Source organism: Parabacteroides distasonis ATCC 8503 (assembly GCF_000012845.1).
Lineage (GTDB): Bacteria > Bacteroidota > Bacteroidia > Bacteroidales > Tannerellaceae > Parabacteroides > Parabacteroides distasonis.
This window is the reverse complement of sequence record NC_009615.1, coordinates 4,538,203-4,559,499: the sequence shown is the minus strand read 5'-3', so window position 1 is coordinate 4,559,499 and position 21,297 is coordinate 4,538,203. Positions and strand designations below refer to the sequence as shown.

Below are 21,297 nucleotides of genomic sequence, written 5' to 3'. Positions count from 1 at the left end.
TCCTATTTAAACATATAATAATACCAATACGTATCGCCATAAGAGCGATACATCAAACCGGGTAGCGCATTACTATTATTCCGCCCAGCGAGCACTTGCCTCTTATAATCGGTGAATCGCCCTACGATAGATTCCGAGACACCGAAACGTTTCCAGTAATCCGGATCTTTCTCCGATAGGATGATGACCGCCTCTTGAAAAGAGACCGGTAAAGAAGGGAGTAAATCCGTTCCGTAATAGGTTTCCACCAACGTCTTAAAGCGCGTCACATCTTTTGCTAAAAGATAGAATACGCCGGCATAGTGGAAAGCGGCTTTATTGGAAGGATTCTGCTCCGCCAAGCGAATCAAGTCCGTGTCGAATCCATCCATCTGGATCAGATGATTCTCAGCTAGCAGGTTCCTGCGCATATTCCCCAATAGAGGATCTGTCTCGACCGCCTCATCATTATACAGGAATTTCCGCTGCGCTTTGGCCCAATCCTTATAATAGAAAGTATTCTCTAAGACAGCGATATATTTCTCCGCGACCGGATAGGCTCCATAAATCAAGTTCGTTTGCACCAAACGTTGCGTCATGCGGGGATTTCCATCACATAAAGCGCCGATATTACTCTCGAAAGCCATCTCTTGAGCCGCGGCGACATTTCCCATCGTAAAATAAACATCACTCAGCAAGGCGGATATGGTAGTCGATTTATTCCATGCCACCATTAATCCACGAGGCCCGTGCTGCGTGTACTTAAACGCCTCATCCGCCAGAATACCTTTCCGGGCCAAAGCCATATTTTGGTAACATAAATAGAGTTGATTAGTGGTCGGTTCCTTGCATGATACCAAGATCCGGTCCCATTGCTCTGTCCGGGTAAAATAGTCCATCATCTTCAAGCGGTATGATTTCTGTTCGCCATATAGATCGAAGCCTTTCCAGAAGATAAGCCCTAAGATAATGAATTGGGAGATTCCCAGCGCTAGACGCTTTTTACCAGCCCATGATTCCTTGTTTTTACAGAGGCAGGTTACAACCAGCGCCGCATAGAAAGCGATCCATGAGAAATAAATTACCTTATCCGGCACCAAACGGAAATAATAATAACTATCCGGTAAAAAGACAAAGCGGTATTCTCCGATCACCGAGTAACGCACACATAATTCACCCAAGATCAACACGATCATCGGTAAAATCACGGAATAATACCAACGGGGCGTCCGGCTCATGGCCTCGTATCCCATCATGGACAAGGCAAACAACAAAGAGACCGGCCCGGCCAACCCAAAGAGTAACAGGGAGGCAAACAGACTTGCTATCAAACGAGGTATGAAATTCCTTATCCCTAAAACGAGATATAAAGCAAGCAGCATCATACCGAAGGCTACCGTTCCTTGAAACCTGTAATTAAAATCCCATTGCACAAACAACAAGGATAGGACGGGAAGCCAAGCCCATAAAATACCATGGCTTCGCGGATCGATCCGCCTCAAGATCGCCCAGAACAAGGCCCCTAGGCCTGTCAGCAGGGCCGCCGTTATCATAGCTCCCACATTCGGGAGAATGAAGAACTGCACCAAACAACCGGAAAGAACCATCGCTAAACCTCCCGGTTGCATTAACTTATCGATAATAAAAATGGGAGTCAACTGGAATAACTGGTTCTGCTCGACACAATAAAAGTGGTACTCACTGAATATCCTCAAGAAGATAAACAGAAAGACAAATACGATTACATGCAAGGCCACGCCGCTATACTTCTTCATGATATCAGGTTCTTCAAATAAAAACCCGGATGTACGCAATCGCTACATCCGGGTTCCTATTCGTATAAATATATGCCTTATTTAGATTGAAGAAACACGGAGCGTGTTCAACAAATCCCGGTTAATAGGCTTATCATTCTTGATCGCTTTAGAGAACGGTACATAGACGATCTGGTCGTTCTGGATACCCATCATCACGTTACGCTGGTCATCCAACAAGGCATCGATCGCGGCCACACCCATACGAGTCGCCAAGATCCGGTCTTGTGCCGTAGGAGAACCACCACGCTGCAAGTGACCTAAAATAGAGACACGCACATCGAACTGCGGATATTCCTTCTTCACACGCTCAGCGACACCCATAGCGCCACCGGTTACCTCACTTTCGGCAACCAATACGATACTACTGTTCTTGGACTTACGGAATCCATTCTCGATCATCTCGGCCAATTGATCTTTCTCCAAGGAGATTTCCGGGATAATAGCGGCTTCGGCACCAGAAGCGATCGCTCCGTTCAACGCCAAGAAACCGGCGTCGCGCCCCATGACCTCCACAAAAAATAGACGATCATGCGAGGTAGCCGTATCACGGATCTTATCCACGCATTCCATGATCGTGTTCAAGGCCGTATCATAACCGATCGTCGTATCCGTGCCATACAAGTCATTATCAATCGTACCCGGCAATCCTACGATCGGGAAATTAAACTCCTGAGCGAAAATACGCGCTCCCGTCAACGTTCCGTCACCACCGATAGCGATCAAGGCATCGATCCCATGCTCTTGCAACTTATCATAGGCCTGTTTTCGTCCCTCGGGAGTCTTGAACTCCACGCAACGGGCGGTCTTAAGGATTGTTCCGCCGCGCTGAATTATATTACTGACATTTTGTGTCTTAAACTCTTCAATCTCATCTAGGATCAACCCTTTGTAACCACGGTAAATACCTTTCACTCTCATTCCGTTATAAATAGCGGAACGTGTTACCGCACGAATAGCGGCATTCATTCCCGGGGCATCACCTCCGGACGTTAAAATACCAACACACTTTACTGTAGACATAGCGTCATTGATTTTAATGTTCTCCGGCAAAAGTAGTAAATATTTAGTTATCCTTCTGTCTTTCTCCCGGAAAGTTCACGTAATCTTAATCAAAATATCATTCCGAAGCATTCAGTTCCTTGATCCGGACCGCCACTTCCTCCATCAACCACTTGGGAGTGGATGTAGCGCCACAAACCCCGACCCGGCGCACGCCCTCGGGCAAAGGCTCGGTAATCTCTGATACCTCGGAAATAAAAAGCGTATTCGGGTTCGCTTTCCGGCACTCCTCGAACAGCATCTTTCCGTTGGAACTTTTACGACCGGCCACAAAATAGACCCAATCGTGGCTGGAGGCGAACGCTTTTATATTCGGAAGACGATTCGCCACCTGACGGCAAATCGTATCGTAATAATTAAACTCCACCCCTTCCGCCATCCGCTGCTTGATCTCCGCCACTACCGCCTTGAATCCATCCAAGGACTTCGTGGTTTGGGAAAACAGACTGATCGCACGGGTAAAGTCCAGACGATCGAGGTCTTCTATTTTCTCGATGACAATCGCCGTGCCCTCCGTCTGCCCCACCAAGCCATTCACCTCCGCATGGCCTTTCTTCCCATAGATAACCAACTGGGTGTTATTCGCCCGGGTCTCTTGATAACATTTATGGATCTTGCGCTGCAAACGCAAGACAACCGGGCAAGTAGCGTCTATAATCGTGATATTGTTTCGCTTCGCTAAAGCATAGGTAGAAGGTGGCTCGCCATGCGCCCGGAGCAACACCTTCCGGTCTCTCAACCTTGAAAGTCCCTCATGGTCGATCGTATGCAGCCCCATATGCTCCAACCGCTCCACCTCCAAACTGTTATGAACGATATCGCCTAGGCAATACAGCGTATCCGTATTTCCCAGCTCCCGCTCAGCGCTCTCTATGGCGGTGACAACCCCAAAACAGAATCCGGAATCTTTATCTATCTCGACTTCTATCATATCTATAATATCATTAACAAACAAGCACTTACAGTTTTCTTAATTTTCAATCACAAGAAACTATAGTTTCTTCATAACAAAACTAGAGTTTTCCCTAAGAGAAACTTTTGTTTCCTAGTAACGAAACTATAGTTTTCATTCGAAGAGACAAAAGTTTTCTTTATAGGAAACTCCAAGCACTCGTTTATGAACCGATCGCTTTATGATATTGTTCCAGCAACCAAGCCTTTTGCTCTTCCAAGGTCATATGGGAATTATCCAATACCAAGGCATCATCAGCTTGTCTCAAAGGACTTTCCTCCCGGGTTGAATCTATATAATCCCGCTTCTTCACATTCTCCAGCACTTCCTCGTAAGAAGCGGGGATCCCTTTCGCCTCCAGCTCATCGACCCGGCGCTTGGCACGTACCTCCGGCGAGGCCGTCACGAAAAGCTTCAACTCCGCATCCGGGAATACGACCGTACCGATATCACGGCCATCCATCACGATGCCTTTCGCCTTTCCCATCTCTTGTTGCTTAGCGACCAACGCACGGCGCACAAAGCCTAGAGTGGCTACCGGACTCACTTTATCCGCCACTTCCATACCACGGATCTCTTTCTCTACATTCACACCGTTCAAATAGGTATCCGGCCGACCGGTCTCCGCATTCAAACGAAATGAAATATCGATATCATGGATAGAAGCCTTCAGCTCTTCCTCCTTAATCTTCTCTCCCTCAAAAAATCCATGCTGGATGCAATACAAAGTCACGGCCCGATACATGGCACCCGTATCGATATACGTATATCCGATCTCCTTGGCAAGATCTTTTGCCATAGTACTTTTGCCACTGGAAGAGTGGCCGTCTATAGCGATAACTATTTTCTTCATATATATATATATTAATGTATAGATTTATTCTGTCACCTTCTTAAAATCGGCCAAGGTCGTAGATACGCTAATCATCATCGACATGGCGGACGGATGATATTTCGCCAGCGAGAAGCCCACGTCAAACATCTTGATCCTTACACCTGCGCCCGCCGAGAAACCAGAGAAACTTCCCCCGCCTTTCAACTTCATATCCATATTAACCTTCGGATTGAATCCTACGCCCACCCAAAAGTTCTCGGACGGGATAAAATCCACGCCGATGATAAAATGCTTCGCCAACGTCTTAACGAAAGAATCCCCGTCATACTCTTTATCCGTATTATCGATATAATCGAACTTCCAACGGTTCAAGTATTGGGCCGTCAAAGAAAAACGAATCGGGGCATGCGCCATTTTCTGCGTGATACCCATCTGGATATCCCAAGGCATCTTTTGTCGCTCATCCTCGTAAGCTTTCAGTTGCGCGCCGATATTCTTCAAGGCGAAACCAAAGGAAAAGCCCTTATCCGAATTATAATAACTCAATCCCGCATCCACGCATAAACCGATAGAGGTATAATCAGCCAGCCCCGAATACAAGAACTTCAACGATAATCCACCCCGCCAACGCTCATTCAAGTCACGGGAGTAAAAACCGTTCACGCTGATATCTTTCGCCGACAGGCTCGCTCCGGTCACGACGTTATCCGGTAACACCTCCTTGATATCGCCATAGCTTATAAACGTAGCGCCTACGCCCCAAGCCCCTTTCTCGCCATGCGCTTTCGTGAACAAGGCACTTCCTACGTTGATATCCGAGATGTAATTCATATAATTCAAGTTGATCATCCCATCCATCTCCGCACCTAGCAAGGCCGGATTATGGAAGATAAGCGAAGGGTCTCTTTCTACCAACGCCACGGTATGCCCACCCAAGGCGTTAGCCCGGGTCGAGGTCGGAAAACGTAAGAAAGTATACGCCTCGCTCCCGTTTTGCGCTGAGACAGACAGTGTAACAACGAATAAAATCAGTATAAATAGTTTATTTCTCATATTTTCATGCAAAAAATCGTTCAAAGATACATTAATTCGGAAAAATGTTTTTACTTTACACCCGCAAATCTCAGAAATACGGATTTCACATTAACAGAAACGGGAAAAATGCCAAAAAGGTATATTATCGCTCTCATTTTTGTTTGATATATGAAATAATTTGTATTTTTGCAGAAGTGAAAAACACTTATAAATTATTATAAACGTATGGAAATTAAAAAATCACCGAAAGCGGACCTTGAGAGAGGTAAGTCTCTAAGTATCCTGATGGGATTCGTAGTGGGCTTAGCTGTCTTGTTCGTGGGCTTCGAATGGAGCACCCGCGATGTAATGGTCGTTCAGGCTAGCGAGGGTGTAGCAGACATCATCGCCGAGGAAGAAGTGGAAATCACGAGACCGGAGAATACGCCTCCTCCACCTCCACCACCTCCAGCACCAGTTGTAACCGAGGTTTTGAACGTTGTTGAAGACGACGTTGAATTGGAACAGCAAGATATCTTATCATCAGAGGATAATCAGCAAGAGGCTCAAACAGCCGTTTATACACCGCCTGCAGTAGTAGAGGAAGAAGAAGAATCCGCTCAGCAGATCTTTACGGTTGTAGAGGAAATGCCGAAGTTCCCGGGTGGAGACGCAGAGTTGCTGAAGTTTATCGCTAAATCAATCAAGTATCCGGTAATCGCACAGGAAAACGGTATCCAAGGTCGTGTAATCTGCGCATTCGTGGTTAACCGAGACGGATCAGTAGTAGACGCTGAGGTATTACGTGGTGTAGACCCATCATTGGATAAAGAGGCTCTTCGTGTGATCGGTACCATGCCTAAATGGACTCCGGGTAAGAAGAGAGGTAAACCAGTACGTGTTAAGTATACTGTGCCTATCACGTTCAGATTGCAATAGTATAACATTAAACATATCAAAAAGGCTGCTTTATTTTCGCAGCCTTTTTTTATTTCATAACTCCATTAATTGATACAGCTATGTTAGCATTCGAGAATATACTTCAAAGAATAGAAAGCGAGATCTCTCAACTACAATTCACCAATCCTCCCAAGAGCTTATACGAGCCGATAGAGTACATCTTGTCCCTCGGAGGAAAAAGAATACGTCCGGCGTTAACGTTGATGGCATGTAATATATATAATAATAGTATAGAGAATGCGATCAAGCCCGCTTTAGGTCTGGAAGTTTTCCATAACTTCACCTTGCTGCACGACGACCTGATGGATGAAGCTGATAAAAGAAGGAACAAACCTACCGTACACAAGGTATGGAATGCCAATACGGCGATTCTTTCCGGAGACGCGATGCTAATAGCGGCTTATCAATTAATCGGATCAACGGAACACGGCCACCTTAAACAAGTGTTGGATTTATTTACGCAAACCGCGGCGGAAATATGTGGCGGCCAACAATTCGACATGGAATTCGAGTCTCGCATGGATGTGAGCGAGGAAGAATACATCGAGATGATCCGGCTAAAGACAGCCGTACTACTGGCCTGCTCCCTTAAGACGGGTGCCCTACTCGGAGGTGCCTCACAGGAAGACGCAGGCAACTTATATGCGTTTGGTATCAATATAGGTCTAGCGTTTCAACTGCAAGATGATTTACTAGATGTATATGGTGACACCGCCACTTTCGGGAAAAACATTGGCGGCGATATCCTTTGCAACAAGAAAACATTCTTATTGATCAACGCTCTCAGACTGGCCAATAAAGAACAAGCGGAAGCTCTCCGTAGCTGGATGGATAAAAAAGAATTCGACCCGGCTCAAAAGATACAGGCATTCACCTCTATCTACAACGAATTGCAGCTAAAACAATTAACAGAAAATAAAATCCAAGCCTATTACGACGCATCCGTAGAGAACTTAAAAGCTTTACAAGTCGCCCCCGAAAAATTAACGATCCTAAAAGAGGTTTGTGATCATTTAATGCATAGACAATCCTAATCCATGAGGTTAATAGACACACATTGCCATTTATATCTGGAGGATTTCGATCCGGAGCAAGACGAACTGGCTCAAAAAGCAAAAGACTCAGGTATCGACACCCTGCTTCTGCCAAACATAGACCTGACGACGATTGACAGAATGCACGATTTATGCGATCGATACCCAGAGTTCGCTTTCCCCATGATGGGATTGCATCCGACCAGTGTGGATAGCAATTATATCGATATCCTAAAACAAACGGAATCCTATCTATCTAAACGTACTTATTGCGGTATCGGTGAAATCGGGATCGATCTATATTGGGATAAGACTTATTTAAAGGAGCAACAAATCGTTTTCGAGGAACAACTGCGTTGGAGCATCGATCTGAACCTGCCCGTAGCCATCCATACCCGCGACGCATATCCGGAAGTTCTGGAATGCATACATAAAGTCGGAGCGGAAAGACTTAAGGGCGTATTTCATAGTTTTACCGGCACAACGGAAGAGCTGGAAGAAATAAAGAAACTGCCCACCTTCAAGATCGGGATAAACGGAGTTGTTACCTTTAAAAATTCAAAACTGTCCGAAGTCATTCGGCAAACGGATCTTAAAAAGATACTCTTGGAAACAGATGCACCCTATCTTTCACCAGTCCCCTACAGAGGTAGACGGAATGAGCCTACTTACATATGGAAGACGGCCGAGAAAGTGGCGGAAACATTCGGCCTCACGCTAGAGGAAACCGTAAACGCTACTCGAAAAAACACATTAGAATTGTTTAAAAGCGTAAATAAACCCATATAGACACTTTTTTTCGAATGAAGTCAAAATTTATTTCGTGGATATTGTGTATATGTCAAGCAAAAACTATAGATTTGTGCACTGAAAAGATTGCATATGGGAATTTTTTCGTATTTTGCGGTCGTTTTAGAAGAAGCTAGGCGAATAATTGGAGAGATGCTCGAGTGGTTGAAGAGGCACGCCTGGAAAGCGTGTAAACCCCTAAAGGGTTTCGCGGGTTCGAATCCCGCTCTCTCCGCGGTGGAGAATACCATGAATTAATTAACAATAAAATAAAAACAAATAAGAGAATTATTAATCTTAAAAATTAAACACACAATGAAAAAGTTATTTGCAAAAGCATTCTTGGGTTTATGTGCCCTTGGAACTTCTACCGTAGCATTCGCGCAGGACGCTGCAGACGCAGCTACAGCTGTTGAAGGAGGTATGTATCAAGCATTAAAAACAAAGTTTATCGAAGGTGGTGCCGACTTCATGAGTTTGGTTGCTATCGCTTTGATTTTCGGTTTGGCTTTCTGCTTAGAGAGAATTATCTACTTGAACTTAGCTGAAACAAATTCCAGCAAATTGTTGAAGGGTATCGAAGATGCTTTAGACAAAGGTGATGTTGAAGGCGCTAAAGCTATCGCTCGTGACACAAGAGGCCCTATCGCTTCTATCGCTTACCAAGGATTGATGAGAATTGACCAAGGTATCGACGTTGTAGAAAAATCTATCGTTTCTTATGGTGGTGTTCAAGGAGGTCTTTTGGAAAAGAATATGTCTTGGATCACATTGTTTATCGCAATGGCTCCGTCTTTAGGATTCTTGGGTACTGTAGTAGGTATGATCATGGCGTTCGATAAAATCGAGCAAGTTGGTGATATCAGCCCGACGGTTGTAGCAGGTGGTATGAAAGTGGCCTTGATTACTACTGTAGGTGGTTTGATTGTTGCTTTGATCCTTCAGGTATTCTATAACTATTTGTTAAGCAAATTGGAGGCTATCTTGAATCAAATGGAAGATGCTTCTATCTCTTTGCTTGACTTGGTTATCAAATACAACGTCAAATTCAAAAAATAATAACGAATTATGGCAGTTACTAAAATAAGAAAAATATCCAGTTGGACTTTACTGATAAGTTCTATTATCAGTATTATTGTTCTGGGTATGTTTTATGCGGGTGGAGTCGTTGACCCTGCCGCTGAAATGAAAGAGCCCATCTATACCGGGTTATTGATTAACTGGACTTCAGTATTGTTCTTCGTGACAATCATCAGTACAATGTTGTTTGCCGTTTGGCAATTTTTGACGTTGTTGAAGACAAACGCTAAATCAGCGATTATGTCTTTGGTTGTATTGGTTTGCTTCGTTGCCGTTTTGTTCATCACTTACACGATGGGTGACGCAACTCCTTTAACAGGTTTGAACGCAGACTCTCAAGTTTACAACACTCCGGGTTGGTTAAAGATCACAGATATGTGGATCATGTCTACAATCGTACTTTTGGTTCTGATCGTAGCATGTGTAGTTTGGGGTTCTGTAAAGAGAATCATGGGTAAATAATAGTAATAACGAACTGATAAAACAAGAAAGAAATGGGTAAGAAAAGAAAGACACCGGGTATCAATGGTTCTTCTTCGGCCGATATCGCTTTCATGTTGCTTATCTTCTTCCTTATTACTACATCAATGGATACAGATAAAGGTTTGGCAAGACGTTTGCCGCCCCCTGTACCTAAAGATCAGAAGAACGATACCGATGTTGACATCAAAAAGAGAAACTTGTTGGTTGTATTGATCAACAGTAATAACCAGATTCTCTGCGGTGATCAATTTGTCGATATCAAGCAATTGAAAGAAAGAATCAAAGAGTTCATTGATAATCCTTATAATGACGAACATAAGCCTGAGCGTGTAGAGGCTGATGTTCCATTCTTCGGAAAGATGATGGTAACGAAGAACCACGTAATTTCTTTACAGAATGACCGTGGTACCGAATACCAAGCTTATATCGATGTGCAGAATGAAATTGCGGCTGCTTATAACGAATTGAGAAATAAGGTTTCTAAGGAAAAATTCGGTAAGAATTTCGCTGATTTGGACGAAGAACAACAAAAAGCTGTACAGCAGATTTATCCGCAAAAGATATCAGAAGCTGAACCTAAAAATTATGGAGGTAAAAAGTAATGGGAAAGTTTAGTAAAGCGGGCGGTCGTGAAATGCCCGAATTGAATACATCATCATTACCTGACTTGGTGTTCGCTTTCTTGTTCTTCATCATGATGGTAACATCTATGCGTGAGGTAACATTGAAAGTAGAGTTCCATGCTCCACAAGCTACAGAGCTTCAAAAATTGGAGAAGAAATCTTTGGTAACATTTATCTATGTCGGTAAGCCGACTAGAGATTTGAGAGCGAAGATGGGTTCTGAAACTCGTATCCAATTAAATGACGCTTTTGCGGAAACTTCGGAAATTCAGGATTATATCGCACAGGAAAAGTCCAGTATGAAGGAAGAGGACCAGCCGTTTATGACGGTTTCTATCAAGGCTGATAAAGAGACCAAGATGGGAACGATTACAGACATCAAGCAGGCTCTTCGTGAAGCATACGCATTAAAGATTAGTTATTCTGCCGCTCAACGTGTCGACGAATAATGATCTACAAATAGAATATCTAAAAAAGGCGGGAAATAGAATCCCGCCTTTTTTATTTCACTCCATAGACATTTTGGTGAATAATGGTCTTAACTCGCTTAAAAGATCGCTCCAGATCAAGTTCCCCATGAGTCATCAAACGCATTTCTAATAACGCCTCTCCTCTACGATATGGAGGTTGGAAATATACATGGTGATCCAAGACAAACCCCAGACGTTCATAAAAACCGATTCTACGTTTACTCATCTCCTCTGTCGGCATCTCTACCTCTAAGACAACCGGATCTTCGTGGAGAGCTAAAAAACTTGTCATTGCTTTCGCTCCGATTCCTCCGTTACGAGCGGACTCGTCGATCGCGAAATGCTCCGCATAAACAAAGCCCTCAAATTGCCATCCCGTAATGAAACCCACATAAATACCATCCCGTAGCAAGGCATACATCTCGAAACGGCTATCTTCCTCCAAAAGCTTACGTACCAAAGAGAAATCACGACGCTCTTCCTCGGGGAAAGAACTAGTATATGTTTTCTCTACTAGATCCAATAAAGGATCGGCTATCTCCCGGACAGGCTTACTAATTATTACATGATCTTCGCTCATAAAAAAAATACTTAATAATTGAATAAAGAATGCTTACAAAATCAAAATAATCTAACATAATCTTTAGGTGATTATAAGATTATCATTATATTTGTATTAAATATGAAAGATATAATCTAACAGTAATACAAATATACTGAATATATGGCACATCATCAACTAGATGAACTGGACGAGAAGATACTTAAACTAATCATCGGCAATGCGCGTATGCCATTTTTGGAAGTAGCGAGGGAATGTAACGTATCCGGAGCGGCTATTCATCAACGCATACAAAAGCTGACTAATTTAGGGGTTATCAAAGGCTCAGAATTCATCGTGGATAACACAAAAGTTGGGTATGAAACTTGCGCATATATGGGGTTATTCCTAAAGTCTCCCGGACAATTTCCAAGCGTTACAGAAGCGCTGTTGCAGATACCGGAAGTCGTGGAATGCCATTATACAACGGGGCAATACGACCTGTTTATAAAAATATACGCAAAGAACAACCAGCATTTGCTAAGCATCATCCACAACAAGCTTCAACCATTGGGCTTGGCTCGCACCGAATCGCTCATATCCTTTAAGGAGGCATTCAAAAGACAAATTCCTATTGATCTGGACGACGATTAATAAAGGAAGCTAATATAAGAAAAGGGTCCGTAATTCGGTTGAAACCGGTTACGGGCCCTTTTTATCATGATCACTAAGCACTATTAGAACTCAGCATTATTCGGTGTACGCGGGAAAGGTATCACGTCACGTATATTTGCCATGCCTGTAACAAACAGCAAAAGACGCTCAAAGCCCAAACCGAAACCAGAGTGAGGCACCGTACCAAAACGGCGAGTATCTAAGTACCACCACATATCCTTCATCGGGATGCCCAACTCATCAATACGAGTCATTAGCTTATCATAGTCGGCCTCACGCTCGGAACCGCCGATGATCTCTCCGATCTTCGGGAACAATACGTCCATGGCACGCACCGTCTTTCCATCCTCGTTTTGCTTCATATAGAAAGCCTTGATCTCTTTCGGGTAATCCGTTAAAATTACCGGACGTTTGAAGTGATCCTCCACCAAGAAACGTTCATGCTCAGAAGCCAAGTCTACACCCCAATAAACAGGGAACTCAAATTTATGTCCTTTAGCGACAGCCTCTTCCAATATCTTGATTCCTTCAGTGTACGGCAAGCGAACGAATGAGTCTTTCAAGACCCCTTCCAGACGAGCGATCAATTCCTTATCGAACATATCGTTCAAGAACTTGATATCCTCCATACAGTTATCCAACGCCCATTGTACGCAATATTTAATGAACTCCTCGGCCAACTCCATATTGTCCGTGATATCATTAAAAGCGACTTCCGGCTCAATCATCCAGAATTCCGCCAAATGACGAGGCGTATTTGAGTTCTCAGCGCGGAACGTAGGGCCAAACGTATAAATCTGTCCCAAGGCTGTAGCTGCCAACTCACCCTCCAACTGTCCGGAAACCGTCAAGCTAGCCTGCTTGCCGAAGAAATCGTCCTCATAAATGATAGAGCCATTCTCATCCTTTTTCAAGTCGTACAAATTTTTGGTAGTAACTTGGAACATCTGTCCGGCACCCTCACAGTCGGAAGCCGTGATGATCGGCGTATGGAAATAGAAAAAGCCTCTATCATGGAAAAACTTATGGATAGCGTAAGCCATATTGTGACGAATACGGAATACCGCGCCAAATGTATTCGTACGAGGACGCAAGTGAGCGATCTCACGTAAAAACTCCATGGAGTGTCCCTTTTTCTGCAACGGATAAGTAGCTGGATCAGCCGTACCGAAGATCTCAATCTCGGTAGCCTGTATCTCCACGCTTTGCCCCTTGCCTTGGGATTGTGTCAAGATACCGTTTACGCTGATACTAGCTCCCGTGGTAATCGGTTTCAAGAACTCATCACCCAATTTATCTACATCCACAACGATCTGAACATTATTGATTGTAGAACCGTCATTCAAGGCGATAAAATTCACCTGTTTGCTACCACGGCGGGTGCGAACCCATCCTTTCACGTTCACGGTAGTACCGAAAGCGTCGCTTTTCAGTACGTCTACAATTTTTGTTCGTTTAATTGTTTCCATCTGTATCGTTTTTTTTATTCGAAAGCTCCCATCCTAAGAGCGTTCACTTCCCTTTCATTTAAGTAACGCCATTTACCGCGGCCTAAGTTCTTCTTAGTCAAACCGGCGAAATAAACACGATCCAATTTCGTCACATGATATCCCAACGATTCGAAAATACGGCGCACGATACGGTTACGGCCGGAATGGATCTCGATACCCACTTGGCTCTTATCGTCCTCGCTAGCATAGCTGATAGCGTCCGCATGGATCTCCCCATCCTCAAGCTCAAGGCCGTTGGCGATTTTCTCCATATCCTCGATAGCCACGTTCTTATCCAACCACACATGGTAGATCTTCTTCTTCTTGAAAGATGGGTGAGTCAATTTAGAAGCTAAATCACCATCGTTCGTCAATAACAAGACACCTGTCGTATTGCGGTCCAAACGGCCTACCGGATAAATACGTTCTTGGCAAGCGTTCTTCACCAAATCCATTACTGTCAAGCGTTCTTGAGGATCATCAGAAGTCGTTACGCAATTCTTCGGCTTGTTCAATACGATATACACCTTGCTCTCGATCTGAACCGGCTTCTCGTTAAATGTAACAACATCTTGACGAGTAATCTTAGTACCCAATTCCGTTACCACGACATCATTAACCTTAACAGCCCCTTTCTGGATAAACTCATCCGCCTCACGACGAGAGCAAACACCAGCGTTAGATAAGAATTTGTTCAAACGAATCGGTTCGTTCGGATCCGCCAAGACTTCCTTATACTTGATCTGTTTCGGACGCATGTTGTAACCCTGCTGTCTTTGGAAACCACCTCCTCCACCGGAACGGCGATTATTATTGTAAGAAGGACGGCGATTATTTCCATATCCACCACCCCCTTGACGATTACCGCCATAAGAGTTATCGTTACCATACGAACGTCTGGGTGCGTAACCGTCCCCGCCGCTTGAACGTGAATCATTGTAATCAACCCGGGTATCACCTACTCTAGGTCTTCTTTTCTTCATACCATCCGCAGACATTCCCTCTCCGGAAGGACTAGCGGAATAAGCCTTTGCCGGTCCATCATAATTAGGACGAGACGGACGATTGTATTGCCCTCCTCCATTCCCATATGACGGGCGGTTATTTCCATAAGACGAGCGGCCGCTGTTGTAGCCACCTTCACGGTTGTTGCCATAAGACGGGCGATTATTTCCATACCCACCATCGCGATTGTTGCCATAAGATGGACGACTATTACCATAGCCCCCCTCACGGTTGTTGCCATACCCGCCTTCACGGTTATTATCGTAAGAACGCGGACGGCTCGGACGATCCCCGTATGAAGGACGGTTATTTTCTCCATAAGACCGATACGGTCTACGTTCATAGCTACCCTCAGGTTTATTATAACCCTGATTGTAAGGTCTTCTTTCACCTTCTTGGTCTGTGTTTTCCCGTCTGATACTTGGTATCACTTTTTTTGGACGCGGTTGAGATTCATCTCTTTCTTCTGTACTCATTTGTTATAAATTAAACAATGGTTAAAAACTTGGTAGCCTCACGGCTACCTGTATTATCACTAAATTCCTGTATAATTATGAGGCGTTATAGCCCTTAATTCATCTTTAATCCGGTCGCTAACATTCAAGGTTTCGATAAACTCCTTGATAGATTGCTCCGTAACAGTCTGGTTCGTACGTGTCAAAGCTTTTAATGCCTCGTAAGGCTTCGGATAACCCTCACGGCGTAAGACCGTCTGGATACCCTCGGCTACCACAGCCCAGCAATTATTCAAATCCCTACTTAGGGCGTTCTCGTTCAATAACAATTTACCCAAGCCTTTTGTTAAGCTCTTGAAGGCAATTTCTATATGTGCCAAAGGCACGCCTACGTTTCTCAACACGGTAGAATCCGTCAAGTCTCTTTGTAAACGAGATACCGGCAATTTCGTAGCCAAATGCTCTAAAATAGCGTTAGCGATCCCTAGATTACCCTCAGCGTTCTCGAAATCAATCGGGTTCACCTTATGTGGCATAGCAGACGAACCGATCTCACCCGCCTTGATCTTTTGCTTGAAATACTCCATGGAGATATATTGCCAGAAGTCACGATTCAAGTCGATCAAGATCGTATTGATACGCTTCAAGCCATCGAAGATCGCTGCCAGATTATCATAATTAGAGATCTGGGTAGTCCACTCCTCACGCTTCAAGCCTAACACCTCACTAACGAACTTGTTACCGAATGCCCTCCAATCATATTCCGGATACGCTACATGATGCGCATTGAAGTTTCCTGTAGCCCCACCGAATTTAGCGGAGATAGGAACGGCCTTTAACAATGCCAACTGTTGCTCCAAACGGTAAACAAAGACCATCACCTCCTTACCCAAACGAGTCGGAGATGCCGGTTGCCCATGTGTCTTAGCCAACATCGGAATATCCATCCATTCCTCGGCGTATTTTTTCAAGGCGCCGATCACCTCTTCCAAACCCGGATAATACACCTCTTGCAAAGCGTCCTTGATCGATAAAGGCACAGATGTGTTATTAATATCCTGAGAAGTCAATCCAAAATGAATAAACTCGTGGTATTTCTCCGCAAGGAAATGATTTGTTTTTTCCTTAATAAAGTACTCCACCGCTTTCACATCGTGGTTTGTCACACTCTCGATCTCCTTCACTCGTAAAGCGTCCTCCTCCGTAAACTCCTGATAAATTTTCCGGAGCCCCTTTTTTACTTCCGCCGCATTTAACTCGCTTAATTGCGGAAGAAACTCAGATAGAGTAATAAAATACTCGATCTCAACTCGCACCCTATACTTGATAAGTGCGTATTCTGAAAAATAAGCCGCCAGATTCTCAGCCTTATTCCTGTATCGCCCATCCACGGGCGAAATAGCAGTCAGTGTCGATAATACCATATACATTATTAATATAGAGTCGCAAAGTTAAGTCTTTTCCATTGAATAATAAGGTAAGCAATCGTTATTTTTAACTAAATGCCCCGTTTTTAGGACCATCAGACACTTACGTAGCCACATCCAAACAAAATTCATATTCATCCACATTTTTTCGTCAAAAAGTTTGGTGGTAATAAAAAAAGCCGTATCTTTGCAGCGCTTTAGAGAGATAAAGCGAACGAAAAAATAAGTTTAAAGGGCGTTTAGCTCAGCTGGTTCAGAGCATCTGCCTTACAAGCAGAGGGTCGGCGGTTCGAATCCGTCAACGCCCACCTTTAAATTTATTATTTCACCGAAAGATTTTCGGGCGTTTAGCTCAGCTGGTTCAGAGCATCTGCCTTACAAGCAGAGGGTCGGCGGTTCGAATCCGTCAACGCCCACTTTTAAATTTATTATTTTCACCGAAAGAATTTCGGGCGTTTAGCTCAGCTGGTTCAGAGCATCTGCCTTACAAGCAGAGGGTCGGCGGTTCGAATCCGTCAACGCCCACAATAGAAAAGATTGTTTGGCTTCCAGACAGTCTTTTTTTATTTAGGAACCAGAGAGTTTACCCGAGGTTCCAGAAACTTTTCCAAAGCAAGTTAACTTCCCTACAATTCCCTATCTCTTCTGCGACAAGAGGACAGCGATCAGACGATCTAACGAGAACTTACCAGGTCCTGCTATATACATCAAGATAAAAATGACCAAGTAAACGAACGCCAACTCTTTCAAAGAAAACGGATCATTCCCGTGAATCACGAAGAAAGCCACTCCCATAGTAAAAATCATCGGGATCATTGCCAACCGATAGAGCGCACCGAGAATAAAGCCAATCGAACAAAAAAGCTCCCCAAAAATGGCCAAGCCTAGAGAAACCGAATGTCCAACTCCCAGTGGGTCCGGAAATGCGGCGGACATGCTCTCAAAATTCGTCCACTTCTGTATCCCATGCGAAAGCAATAGACCTCCAAATAACAAACGAAGCGCCAACAACAGTAACGATATAGCTGTACCATCCGGCTTCATTGGAAAAAGAAATTTGTAAAATGCTGACATAATTCCCCTATTTTTTATCTTATCAATTCATCTTTCTGGTAATAAAACAAAAACGAAGTAAGGTTAGTTCAGCAAAAGCTCCGGAAATTGACAAGCGGCTTATCTTTCGCCTTGCAAAACGTTTGCCACTACTATCATAACACTATTTACCTTATTATAATACAACGACTTGAAATAATACATCTTCAAAAGAATAACAATTTAACAACATGCTAATTACCTTTGTTTTCCGTGTTCTTTCATTACTTAAATAACTCCATCATAAACGTACATAAAAACTTTCGGTTTTTTCGTAAGTTTGTAGTCGAAAATATATTTCACTGAATATGAGAAATTAAATTAAGGAGAACAGGAGTAACAGTGAATATATCAAATGAGTAAGTATATTACGAATTATTACATTTAGACTATGCTTTTAGAAAAACTACTTAAAGGATTTAATTATAGCACCAGTACTTTCAATTTGAAGGAATCTAAGTTATTTGACCAATATTTTGAACGAATATTGATTAGTAAAGGTACATTTTTGGTCAAGGAAGGAGAAATAGAGAGGTATAGTTATTTCGTTTTTGATGGAATATTACGTTGTTGGCTATTAAATCATAAAGGAGAAGAACAAATCTTTTGGTTTTGTAAAGAGGGTACGTTCTCAATGTCGAACATATCTTTTACATTACAAACAAAGTCTGCGTTTAATGTGCAAACAATTGTAGATAGCGTTATTTACCGAATAGACAAGAAACAAGAAAATGAACTATACACCGCTATACCTAAGGTAAAAACTGTATTTGAAGATTTGAATGCTATATTGCTGAATAAACTCTTGAAAAGAAATATCGACTTGATTAAATATTCCCCTGAACAGTATTATCTACAGATGATTGAAGAATATGGCATTACACTAAACTATATACCGCTAAAAGATATAGCTTCTTATTTGGGTATCACACCACAAGCACTAAGCAGAATCCGTAAACGTATTTTTTAACTTAGATTCAGTGCTTTAAATGTAAAAGTTCCGAACTTTGTAGCTTTAAATAGTAATTACAATTATGATTAAAAAAATTAAAGTTACAGATCATCCACGTTTGATGGAAATCTGGGAAAGTTCAGTATTAAATACACATGATTTTCTTAAAGAGGAAGATTTTCTATACTATAAGGAACAACTTCCAGTATATTTTCAACATGTCACTCTATTCGGATTTGAACAAGAGGGAATCTTAGTAGGATTTATGGGAATCGCAAAAGGAAATCTTGAAATGTTATTCATTGACAATAATTATCGAGGTATAGGAATAGGAAAAAAATTAATCACTTATGCCATAGATAATTTGCAAGTAACAAAAGTCGATGTGAATGAGCAAAATAATCAAGCTGTCGGTTTTTATAAACATATAGGCTTTAACACATACAAAAGGTCTGATTTGGACGGAGAAGGTAAAGAATATCCTATTTTACACATGCGGTTATAGTTTTCCTTAAAATCACATAAACAAAAAATCCTTGGAAATCTAATGATTACCAAGGATTTCTTGTGACCCGGGTGGGACTCAAACCCACGACCTTCAGAACCGGAATCTGACGCTCTATTCAACTAAGCTACCGAGCCAAAGACTGCGCAAAAGTACATATAATATCTTAGTTTAGCAAATACAGGAGAGAAATATTTTATTTTTGATATTTTGCATATAAGTATTCTGCTTATTCTGCCATTTTGCAAATAAAAGCGATCACATTCTTGTTATTTTGCCATTAATCATTATCTTTGCCGCACATATTTCACAAACACAAAGTACAACAAGTATATGAGCTATCTTATTAAACCCGCAGGGTATAAAGCCTTACTTAACTTATCCCAGACTGAAATGGGAATCAAGAAGATCAAGGACTTTTTCCAGCAAAACCTCTCATCCGAGCTGCGCCTAAGACGCGTAACCGCACCTTTATTCGTACTTAAGGGCATGGGTATCAATGATGATCTTAACGGGACCGAGCGAGCCGTCACTTTTCCTATCAAGGATTTAAACGACTCTAAAGCAGAAATCGTACATTCACTCGCCAAATGGAAACGACTGACACTCGCCGATTACCACATTGAAGAAGGTTACGGTATTTACACCGACATGAATGCCATCCGCTCAGACGAGGAGCTAGGTAATTTACACTCTTTATACGTGGATCAATGGGACTGGGAACGTGTAATGAGCGAAAGCGAACGTAAGATCGATTTCCTCAAGGAAATCGTCCGTCGCATATATGCCGCTATGGTCCGTACCGAATATTTAGTTTACGAGATGTTTCCTCAAATCCGCCCGACGCTCCCCCAACAGATTCATTTCATCCATTCAGAGGATTTGTTACAAAAATATCCTACCTTTACACCGAAAGAGCGGGAAGACGCTATTACCAAGGAATACGGGGCCGTATTCATTATCGGTATCGGATGCTCGCTAAGCAATGGAGAGAAGCATGACGGACGTGCTCCGGACTACGATGATTGGTCTACGATCGCCGAGAACGGACAAACCGGATTGAACGGGGATTTATTGGTTTGGGATGATGTACTAAACCGTTCTATGGAACTATCCTCTATGGGTATCCGCGTCAATAAGGAAGCCTTGCTACGCCAGTTGGATATTTGCAAAGCCGGGGAGAAAAAAGAACTCTATTTCCACAAACGCCTCTTGAGCGGTGAACTTCCGCAAAGTATCGGCGGTGGTATCGGACAAAGCCGGTTGTGTATGTTCTATCTTCGTAAGGCCCATATCGGAGAGATACAGGCAAGTATCTGGCCGGAGGAGATGCGCAAGGAAGCACGTGCAGCTGGAATGATGCTTATTTAGTTAACAGCCAACTATTATATTATGGACGTAAAGATTGAAGAAAGCTGGAAAAAACGGTTAGCCGACGAGTTTGAAAAAGATTATTTCAAGCAATTGACCGATTTCGTTAAACAAGAATACCGCCAAGGTACTGTTTATCCTCCCGGTCCTTATATGTTCAACGCTTTTGAGCACTGCCCGTTCGATAAAGTGAAGGTCGTTATCCTCGGCCAAGATCCTTATCACGAGCCGGGACAGGCGCACGGACTTTGTTTCTCCGTGCAGGATGGGGTACCTTTCCCCCCTTCCCTCATCAATATATTCAAAGAAATACAAGATGACTTAGGGCATCCGGTTCCAACAACCGGCAACTTGATTCGTTGGGCAGATCAAGGCGTATTACTGCTAAACGCCACGCTCACAGTACGAGCGCATCAAGCCGGTTCCCATCAAAATAGAGGTTGGGAGACCTTTACCGATGCTGTTATTCATCGTCTGGCGGCTGAAAGAAGCCATATCGTTTACATATTATGGGGTTCCTACGCACAAAAGAAAGGTGCTTTCATCGATTCATCCCGTAACCTGGTTCTTAAATCAGCCCATCCGTCCCCACTTTCCGCTTACCGGGGATTCTTCGGAAACAAGCATTTCAGCAAAGCCAATGATTATTTAATCGCAACTGGGCAAACTCCCATCGAATGGTAAGATCA

The 21,297-nt window shown here is 43.2% G+C and carries 22 protein-coding genes and 5 tRNA genes; 16 read left to right on the top strand and 11 right to left on the bottom strand.

The window, feature by feature from the left end:
- Positions 1–2 precede the first annotated feature (2 nt).
- The 5 genes from BDI_RS18710 to porQ all read right to left on the bottom strand — a co-directional run bounded on the left by BDI_RS18710 (position 3) and on the right by porQ (position 5,695).
- Positions 3–1,754: a DUF6057 family protein gene (locus tag BDI_RS18710; protein ID WP_012056151.1), complete on the bottom strand. Its 1,752-nt coding sequence runs from the start codon at positions 1,752–1,754 to the stop codon at positions 3–5.
- Positions 1,755–1,835: 81 nt separating this feature from the next.
- Positions 1,836–2,816 (bottom strand): 6-phosphofructokinase, encoded by a 981-nt coding sequence (gene pfkA / locus BDI_RS18705; RefSeq protein ID WP_005858904.1) that lies wholly within the window; start codon positions 2,814–2,816, stop codon positions 1,836–1,838.
- A gap of 97 nt (positions 2,817–2,913) precedes the next feature.
- Positions 2,914–3,786: a 4-hydroxy-3-methylbut-2-enyl diphosphate reductase gene (locus tag BDI_RS18700; protein ID WP_009276154.1), complete on the bottom strand. Its 873-nt coding sequence runs from the start codon at positions 3,784–3,786 to the stop codon at positions 2,914–2,916.
- 184 nt (positions 3,787–3,970) lie between these two features.
- Entirely contained in the window at positions 3,971–4,660 is a 690-nt protein-coding gene (gene cmk, locus BDI_RS18695) for a (d)CMP kinase (protein ID WP_005858908.1), read from the bottom strand.
- A 24-nt stretch (positions 4,661–4,684) separates the two neighbouring features.
- On the bottom strand, positions 4,685–5,695 hold the full coding sequence (gene porQ, locus BDI_RS18690) for a type IX secretion system protein PorQ (protein ID WP_005858911.1): 1,011 nt from the start codon (positions 5,693–5,695) through the stop codon (positions 4,685–4,687).
- Between the two features lie 207 nt (positions 5,696–5,902).
- Here porQ and BDI_RS18685 point away from each other — a divergent pair, with 207 nt between their 5' ends.
- From BDI_RS18685 to BDI_RS18650, 8 genes are all read left to right on the top strand, one after another.
- Positions 5,903–6,595 carry an energy transducer TonB gene (locus tag BDI_RS18685; RefSeq protein WP_012056150.1) on the top strand — a complete coding sequence of 231 codons (693 nt, stop codon included), beginning with the start codon at positions 5,903–5,905 and terminating at the stop codon, positions 6,593–6,595.
- An 80-nt stretch (positions 6,596–6,675) separates the two neighbouring features.
- Entirely contained in the window at positions 6,676–7,650 is a 975-nt protein-coding gene (locus BDI_RS18680; RefSeq protein ID WP_008779351.1) for a polyprenyl synthetase family protein, read from the top strand.
- Between the two features lie 3 nt (positions 7,651–7,653).
- On the top strand, positions 7,654–8,439 hold the full coding sequence (locus tag BDI_RS18675) for a TatD family hydrolase (protein ID WP_012056149.1): 786 nt from the start codon (positions 7,654–7,656) through the stop codon (positions 8,437–8,439).
- Positions 8,440–8,586: 147 nt separating this feature from the next.
- Positions 8,587–8,674 (top strand) — tRNA-Ser (locus BDI_RS18670).
- Positions 8,675–8,754: 80 nt separating this feature from the next.
- Positions 8,755–9,498, top strand: coding sequence for a MotA/TolQ/ExbB proton channel family protein (locus BDI_RS18665; RefSeq protein ID WP_008772636.1), 744 nt, complete (start codon positions 8,755–8,757; stop codon positions 9,496–9,498).
- A gap of 9 nt (positions 9,499–9,507) precedes the next feature.
- Complete coding sequence (locus BDI_RS18660; RefSeq protein WP_005858922.1) at positions 9,508–9,981, top strand: hypothetical protein; 474 nt, start codon at positions 9,508–9,510, stop codon at positions 9,979–9,981.
- A gap of 32 nt (positions 9,982–10,013) precedes the next feature.
- The gene (locus tag BDI_RS18655; RefSeq protein ID WP_005858924.1) at positions 10,014–10,604 is read left to right on the top strand and encodes an ExbD/TolR family protein; all 591 of its coding nucleotides are present in this window, start codon (positions 10,014–10,016) and stop codon (positions 10,602–10,604) included.
- On the top strand, positions 10,604–11,074 hold the full coding sequence (locus BDI_RS18650) for an ExbD/TolR family protein (protein ID WP_005858926.1): 471 nt from the start codon (positions 10,604–10,606) through the stop codon (positions 11,072–11,074). The genes BDI_RS18655 and BDI_RS18650 overlap by 1 nt, the downstream gene beginning before the upstream one ends.
- Before the next feature lie 52 nt (positions 11,075–11,126).
- On the opposite strand, the gene BDI_RS18645 is transcribed toward BDI_RS18650, so the two are convergent.
- Complete coding sequence (locus tag BDI_RS18645; protein ID WP_005858928.1) at positions 11,127–11,675, bottom strand: GNAT family N-acetyltransferase; 549 nt, start codon at positions 11,673–11,675, stop codon at positions 11,127–11,129.
- Positions 11,676–11,819: 144 nt separating this feature from the next.
- Here BDI_RS18645 and BDI_RS18640 point away from each other — a divergent pair, with 144 nt between their 5' ends.
- A complete protein-coding gene (locus BDI_RS18640) occupies positions 11,820–12,290 on the top strand; it encodes an Lrp/AsnC family transcriptional regulator (protein WP_005858930.1) in 471 nt (156 codons plus the stop codon).
- A gap of 83 nt (positions 12,291–12,373) precedes the next feature.
- Here the strand turns inward: BDI_RS18640 and asnS are convergent, their stop codons facing one another.
- Genes asnS through purB form a run of 3 tightly spaced genes read right to left on the bottom strand, consistent with a single transcriptional unit; the run spans position 12,374 to position 16,685 of the window.
- Positions 12,374–13,780 (bottom strand): asparagine--tRNA ligase, encoded by a 1,407-nt coding sequence (asnS, locus tag BDI_RS18635; RefSeq protein ID WP_012056148.1) that lies wholly within the window; start codon positions 13,778–13,780, stop codon positions 12,374–12,376.
- 14 nt (positions 13,781–13,794) lie between these two features.
- Entirely contained in the window at positions 13,795–15,282 is a 1,488-nt protein-coding gene (locus BDI_RS18630) for a pseudouridine synthase (protein WP_005858934.1), read from the bottom strand.
- A gap of 59 nt (positions 15,283–15,341) precedes the next feature.
- Positions 15,342–16,685 (bottom strand): adenylosuccinate lyase, encoded by a 1,344-nt coding sequence (purB, locus tag BDI_RS18625; RefSeq protein WP_005858936.1) that lies wholly within the window; start codon positions 16,683–16,685, stop codon positions 15,342–15,344.
- Between the two features lie 236 nt (positions 16,686–16,921).
- On the opposite strand from purB, the gene BDI_RS18620 reads away from it, so the two are divergent.
- The 3 genes from BDI_RS18620 (at position 16,922) to BDI_RS18610 (ending at position 17,213) form a co-directional block, all read left to right on the top strand.
- Positions 16,922–16,996 (top strand) — tRNA-Val (locus BDI_RS18620).
- A 33-nt stretch (positions 16,997–17,029) separates the two neighbouring features.
- Positions 17,030–17,104, top strand: a tRNA-Val gene (locus tag BDI_RS18615).
- Between the two features lie 34 nt (positions 17,105–17,138).
- A tRNA-Val gene (locus BDI_RS18610) sits at positions 17,139–17,213 on the top strand.
- Between the two features lie 111 nt (positions 17,214–17,324).
- Here BDI_RS18610 and BDI_RS18605 read toward each other — a convergent pair.
- Positions 17,325–17,762 carry a DoxX family protein gene (locus tag BDI_RS18605; protein WP_005858940.1) on the bottom strand — a complete coding sequence of 146 codons (438 nt, stop codon included), beginning with the start codon at positions 17,760–17,762 and terminating at the stop codon, positions 17,325–17,327.
- Between the two features lie 409 nt (positions 17,763–18,171).
- Between BDI_RS18605 and BDI_RS18600 the strand changes: the two genes are divergently transcribed.
- Both BDI_RS18600 and BDI_RS18595 read left to right on the top strand, forming a co-directional pair.
- Positions 18,172–18,750, top strand: a complete 579-nt coding sequence (locus tag BDI_RS18600) for a Crp/Fnr family transcriptional regulator (protein WP_005858942.1) — start codon at positions 18,172–18,174, stop codon at positions 18,748–18,750.
- 64 nt (positions 18,751–18,814) lie between these two features.
- On the top strand, positions 18,815–19,237 hold the full coding sequence (locus BDI_RS18595) for a GNAT family N-acetyltransferase (protein ID WP_005858943.1): 423 nt from the start codon (positions 18,815–18,817) through the stop codon (positions 19,235–19,237).
- 63 nt (positions 19,238–19,300) lie between these two features.
- Here BDI_RS18595 and BDI_RS18590 read toward each other — a convergent pair.
- Positions 19,301–19,374: transfer RNA gene (locus tag BDI_RS18590), tRNA-Arg, on the bottom strand.
- Positions 19,375–19,570: 196 nt separating this feature from the next.
- On the opposite strand from BDI_RS18590, the gene asnA reads away from it, so the two are divergent.
- Both asnA and ung read left to right on the top strand, forming a co-directional pair.
- Entirely contained in the window at positions 19,571–20,608 is a 1,038-nt protein-coding gene (asnA, locus tag BDI_RS18585; RefSeq protein ID WP_005858945.1) for an aspartate--ammonia ligase, read from the top strand.
- Positions 20,609–20,629: 21 nt separating this feature from the next.
- Entirely contained in the window at positions 20,630–21,292 is a 663-nt protein-coding gene (gene ung / locus BDI_RS18580) for a uracil-DNA glycosylase (protein WP_005858947.1), read from the top strand.
- Positions 21,293–21,297 lie beyond the last annotated feature (5 nt).

Excerpts from the sequence above, each read along its gene's own strand:
- BDI_RS18600 (WP_005858942.1), top strand. The coding sequence starts at position 18,172 with ATGCTTTTAGAAAAACTACTTAAAGGATTTAATTATAGCACCAGTACT.
- purB (WP_005858936.1), bottom strand. The coding sequence starts at position 16,685 with ATGGTATTATCGACACTGACTGCTATTTCGCCCGTGGATGGGCGATAC.
- BDI_RS18595 (WP_005858943.1), top strand. The coding sequence starts at position 18,815 with ATGATTAAAAAAATTAAAGTTACAGATCATCCACGTTTGATGGAAATC.
- ung (WP_005858947.1), top strand. The coding sequence starts at position 20,630 with ATGGACGTAAAGATTGAAGAAAGCTGGAAAAAACGGTTAGCCGACGAG.
- BDI_RS18630 (WP_005858934.1), bottom strand. The coding sequence starts at position 15,282 with ATGAGTACAGAAGAAAGAGATGAATCTCAACCGCGTCCAAAAAAAGTG.
- BDI_RS18665 (WP_008772636.1), top strand. The coding sequence starts at position 8,755 with ATGAAAAAGTTATTTGCAAAAGCATTCTTGGGTTTATGTGCCCTTGGA.
- asnS (WP_012056148.1), bottom strand. The coding sequence starts at position 13,780 with ATGGAAACAATTAAACGAACAAAAATTGTAGACGTACTGAAAAGCGAC.
- BDI_RS18685 (WP_012056150.1), top strand. The coding sequence starts at position 5,903 with ATGGAAATTAAAAAATCACCGAAAGCGGACCTTGAGAGAGGTAAGTCT.
- BDI_RS18680 (WP_008779351.1), top strand. The coding sequence starts at position 6,676 with ATGTTAGCATTCGAGAATATACTTCAAAGAATAGAAAGCGAGATCTCT.
- BDI_RS18660 (WP_005858922.1), top strand. The coding sequence starts at position 9,508 with ATGGCAGTTACTAAAATAAGAAAAATATCCAGTTGGACTTTACTGATA.
- BDI_RS18710 (WP_012056151.1), bottom strand. The coding sequence starts at position 1,754 with ATGAAGAAGTATAGCGGCGTGGCCTTGCATGTAATCGTATTTGTCTTT.
- asnA (WP_005858945.1), top strand. The coding sequence starts at position 19,571 with ATGAGCTATCTTATTAAACCCGCAGGGTATAAAGCCTTACTTAACTTA.
- BDI_RS18605 (WP_005858940.1), bottom strand. The coding sequence starts at position 17,762 with ATGTCAGCATTTTACAAATTTCTTTTTCCAATGAAGCCGGATGGTACA.
- porQ (WP_005858911.1), bottom strand. The coding sequence starts at position 5,695 with ATGAGAAATAAACTATTTATACTGATTTTATTCGTTGTTACACTGTCT.
- pfkA (WP_005858904.1), bottom strand. The coding sequence starts at position 2,816 with ATGTCTACAGTAAAGTGTGTTGGTATTTTAACGTCCGGAGGTGATGCC.
- BDI_RS18645 (WP_005858928.1), bottom strand. The coding sequence starts at position 11,675 with ATGAGCGAAGATCATGTAATAATTAGTAAGCCTGTCCGGGAGATAGCC.
- BDI_RS18640 (WP_005858930.1), top strand. The coding sequence starts at position 11,820 with ATGGCACATCATCAACTAGATGAACTGGACGAGAAGATACTTAAACTA.
- BDI_RS18700 (WP_009276154.1), bottom strand. The coding sequence starts at position 3,786 with ATGATAGAAGTCGAGATAGATAAAGATTCCGGATTCTGTTTTGGGGTT.
- BDI_RS18650 (WP_005858926.1), top strand. The coding sequence starts at position 10,604 with ATGGGAAAGTTTAGTAAAGCGGGCGGTCGTGAAATGCCCGAATTGAAT.
- cmk (WP_005858908.1), bottom strand. The coding sequence starts at position 4,660 with ATGAAGAAAATAGTTATCGCTATAGACGGCCACTCTTCCAGTGGCAAA.
- BDI_RS18655 (WP_005858924.1), top strand. The coding sequence starts at position 10,014 with ATGGGTAAGAAAAGAAAGACACCGGGTATCAATGGTTCTTCTTCGGCC.
- BDI_RS18675 (WP_012056149.1), top strand. The coding sequence starts at position 7,654 with ATGAGGTTAATAGACACACATTGCCATTTATATCTGGAGGATTTCGAT.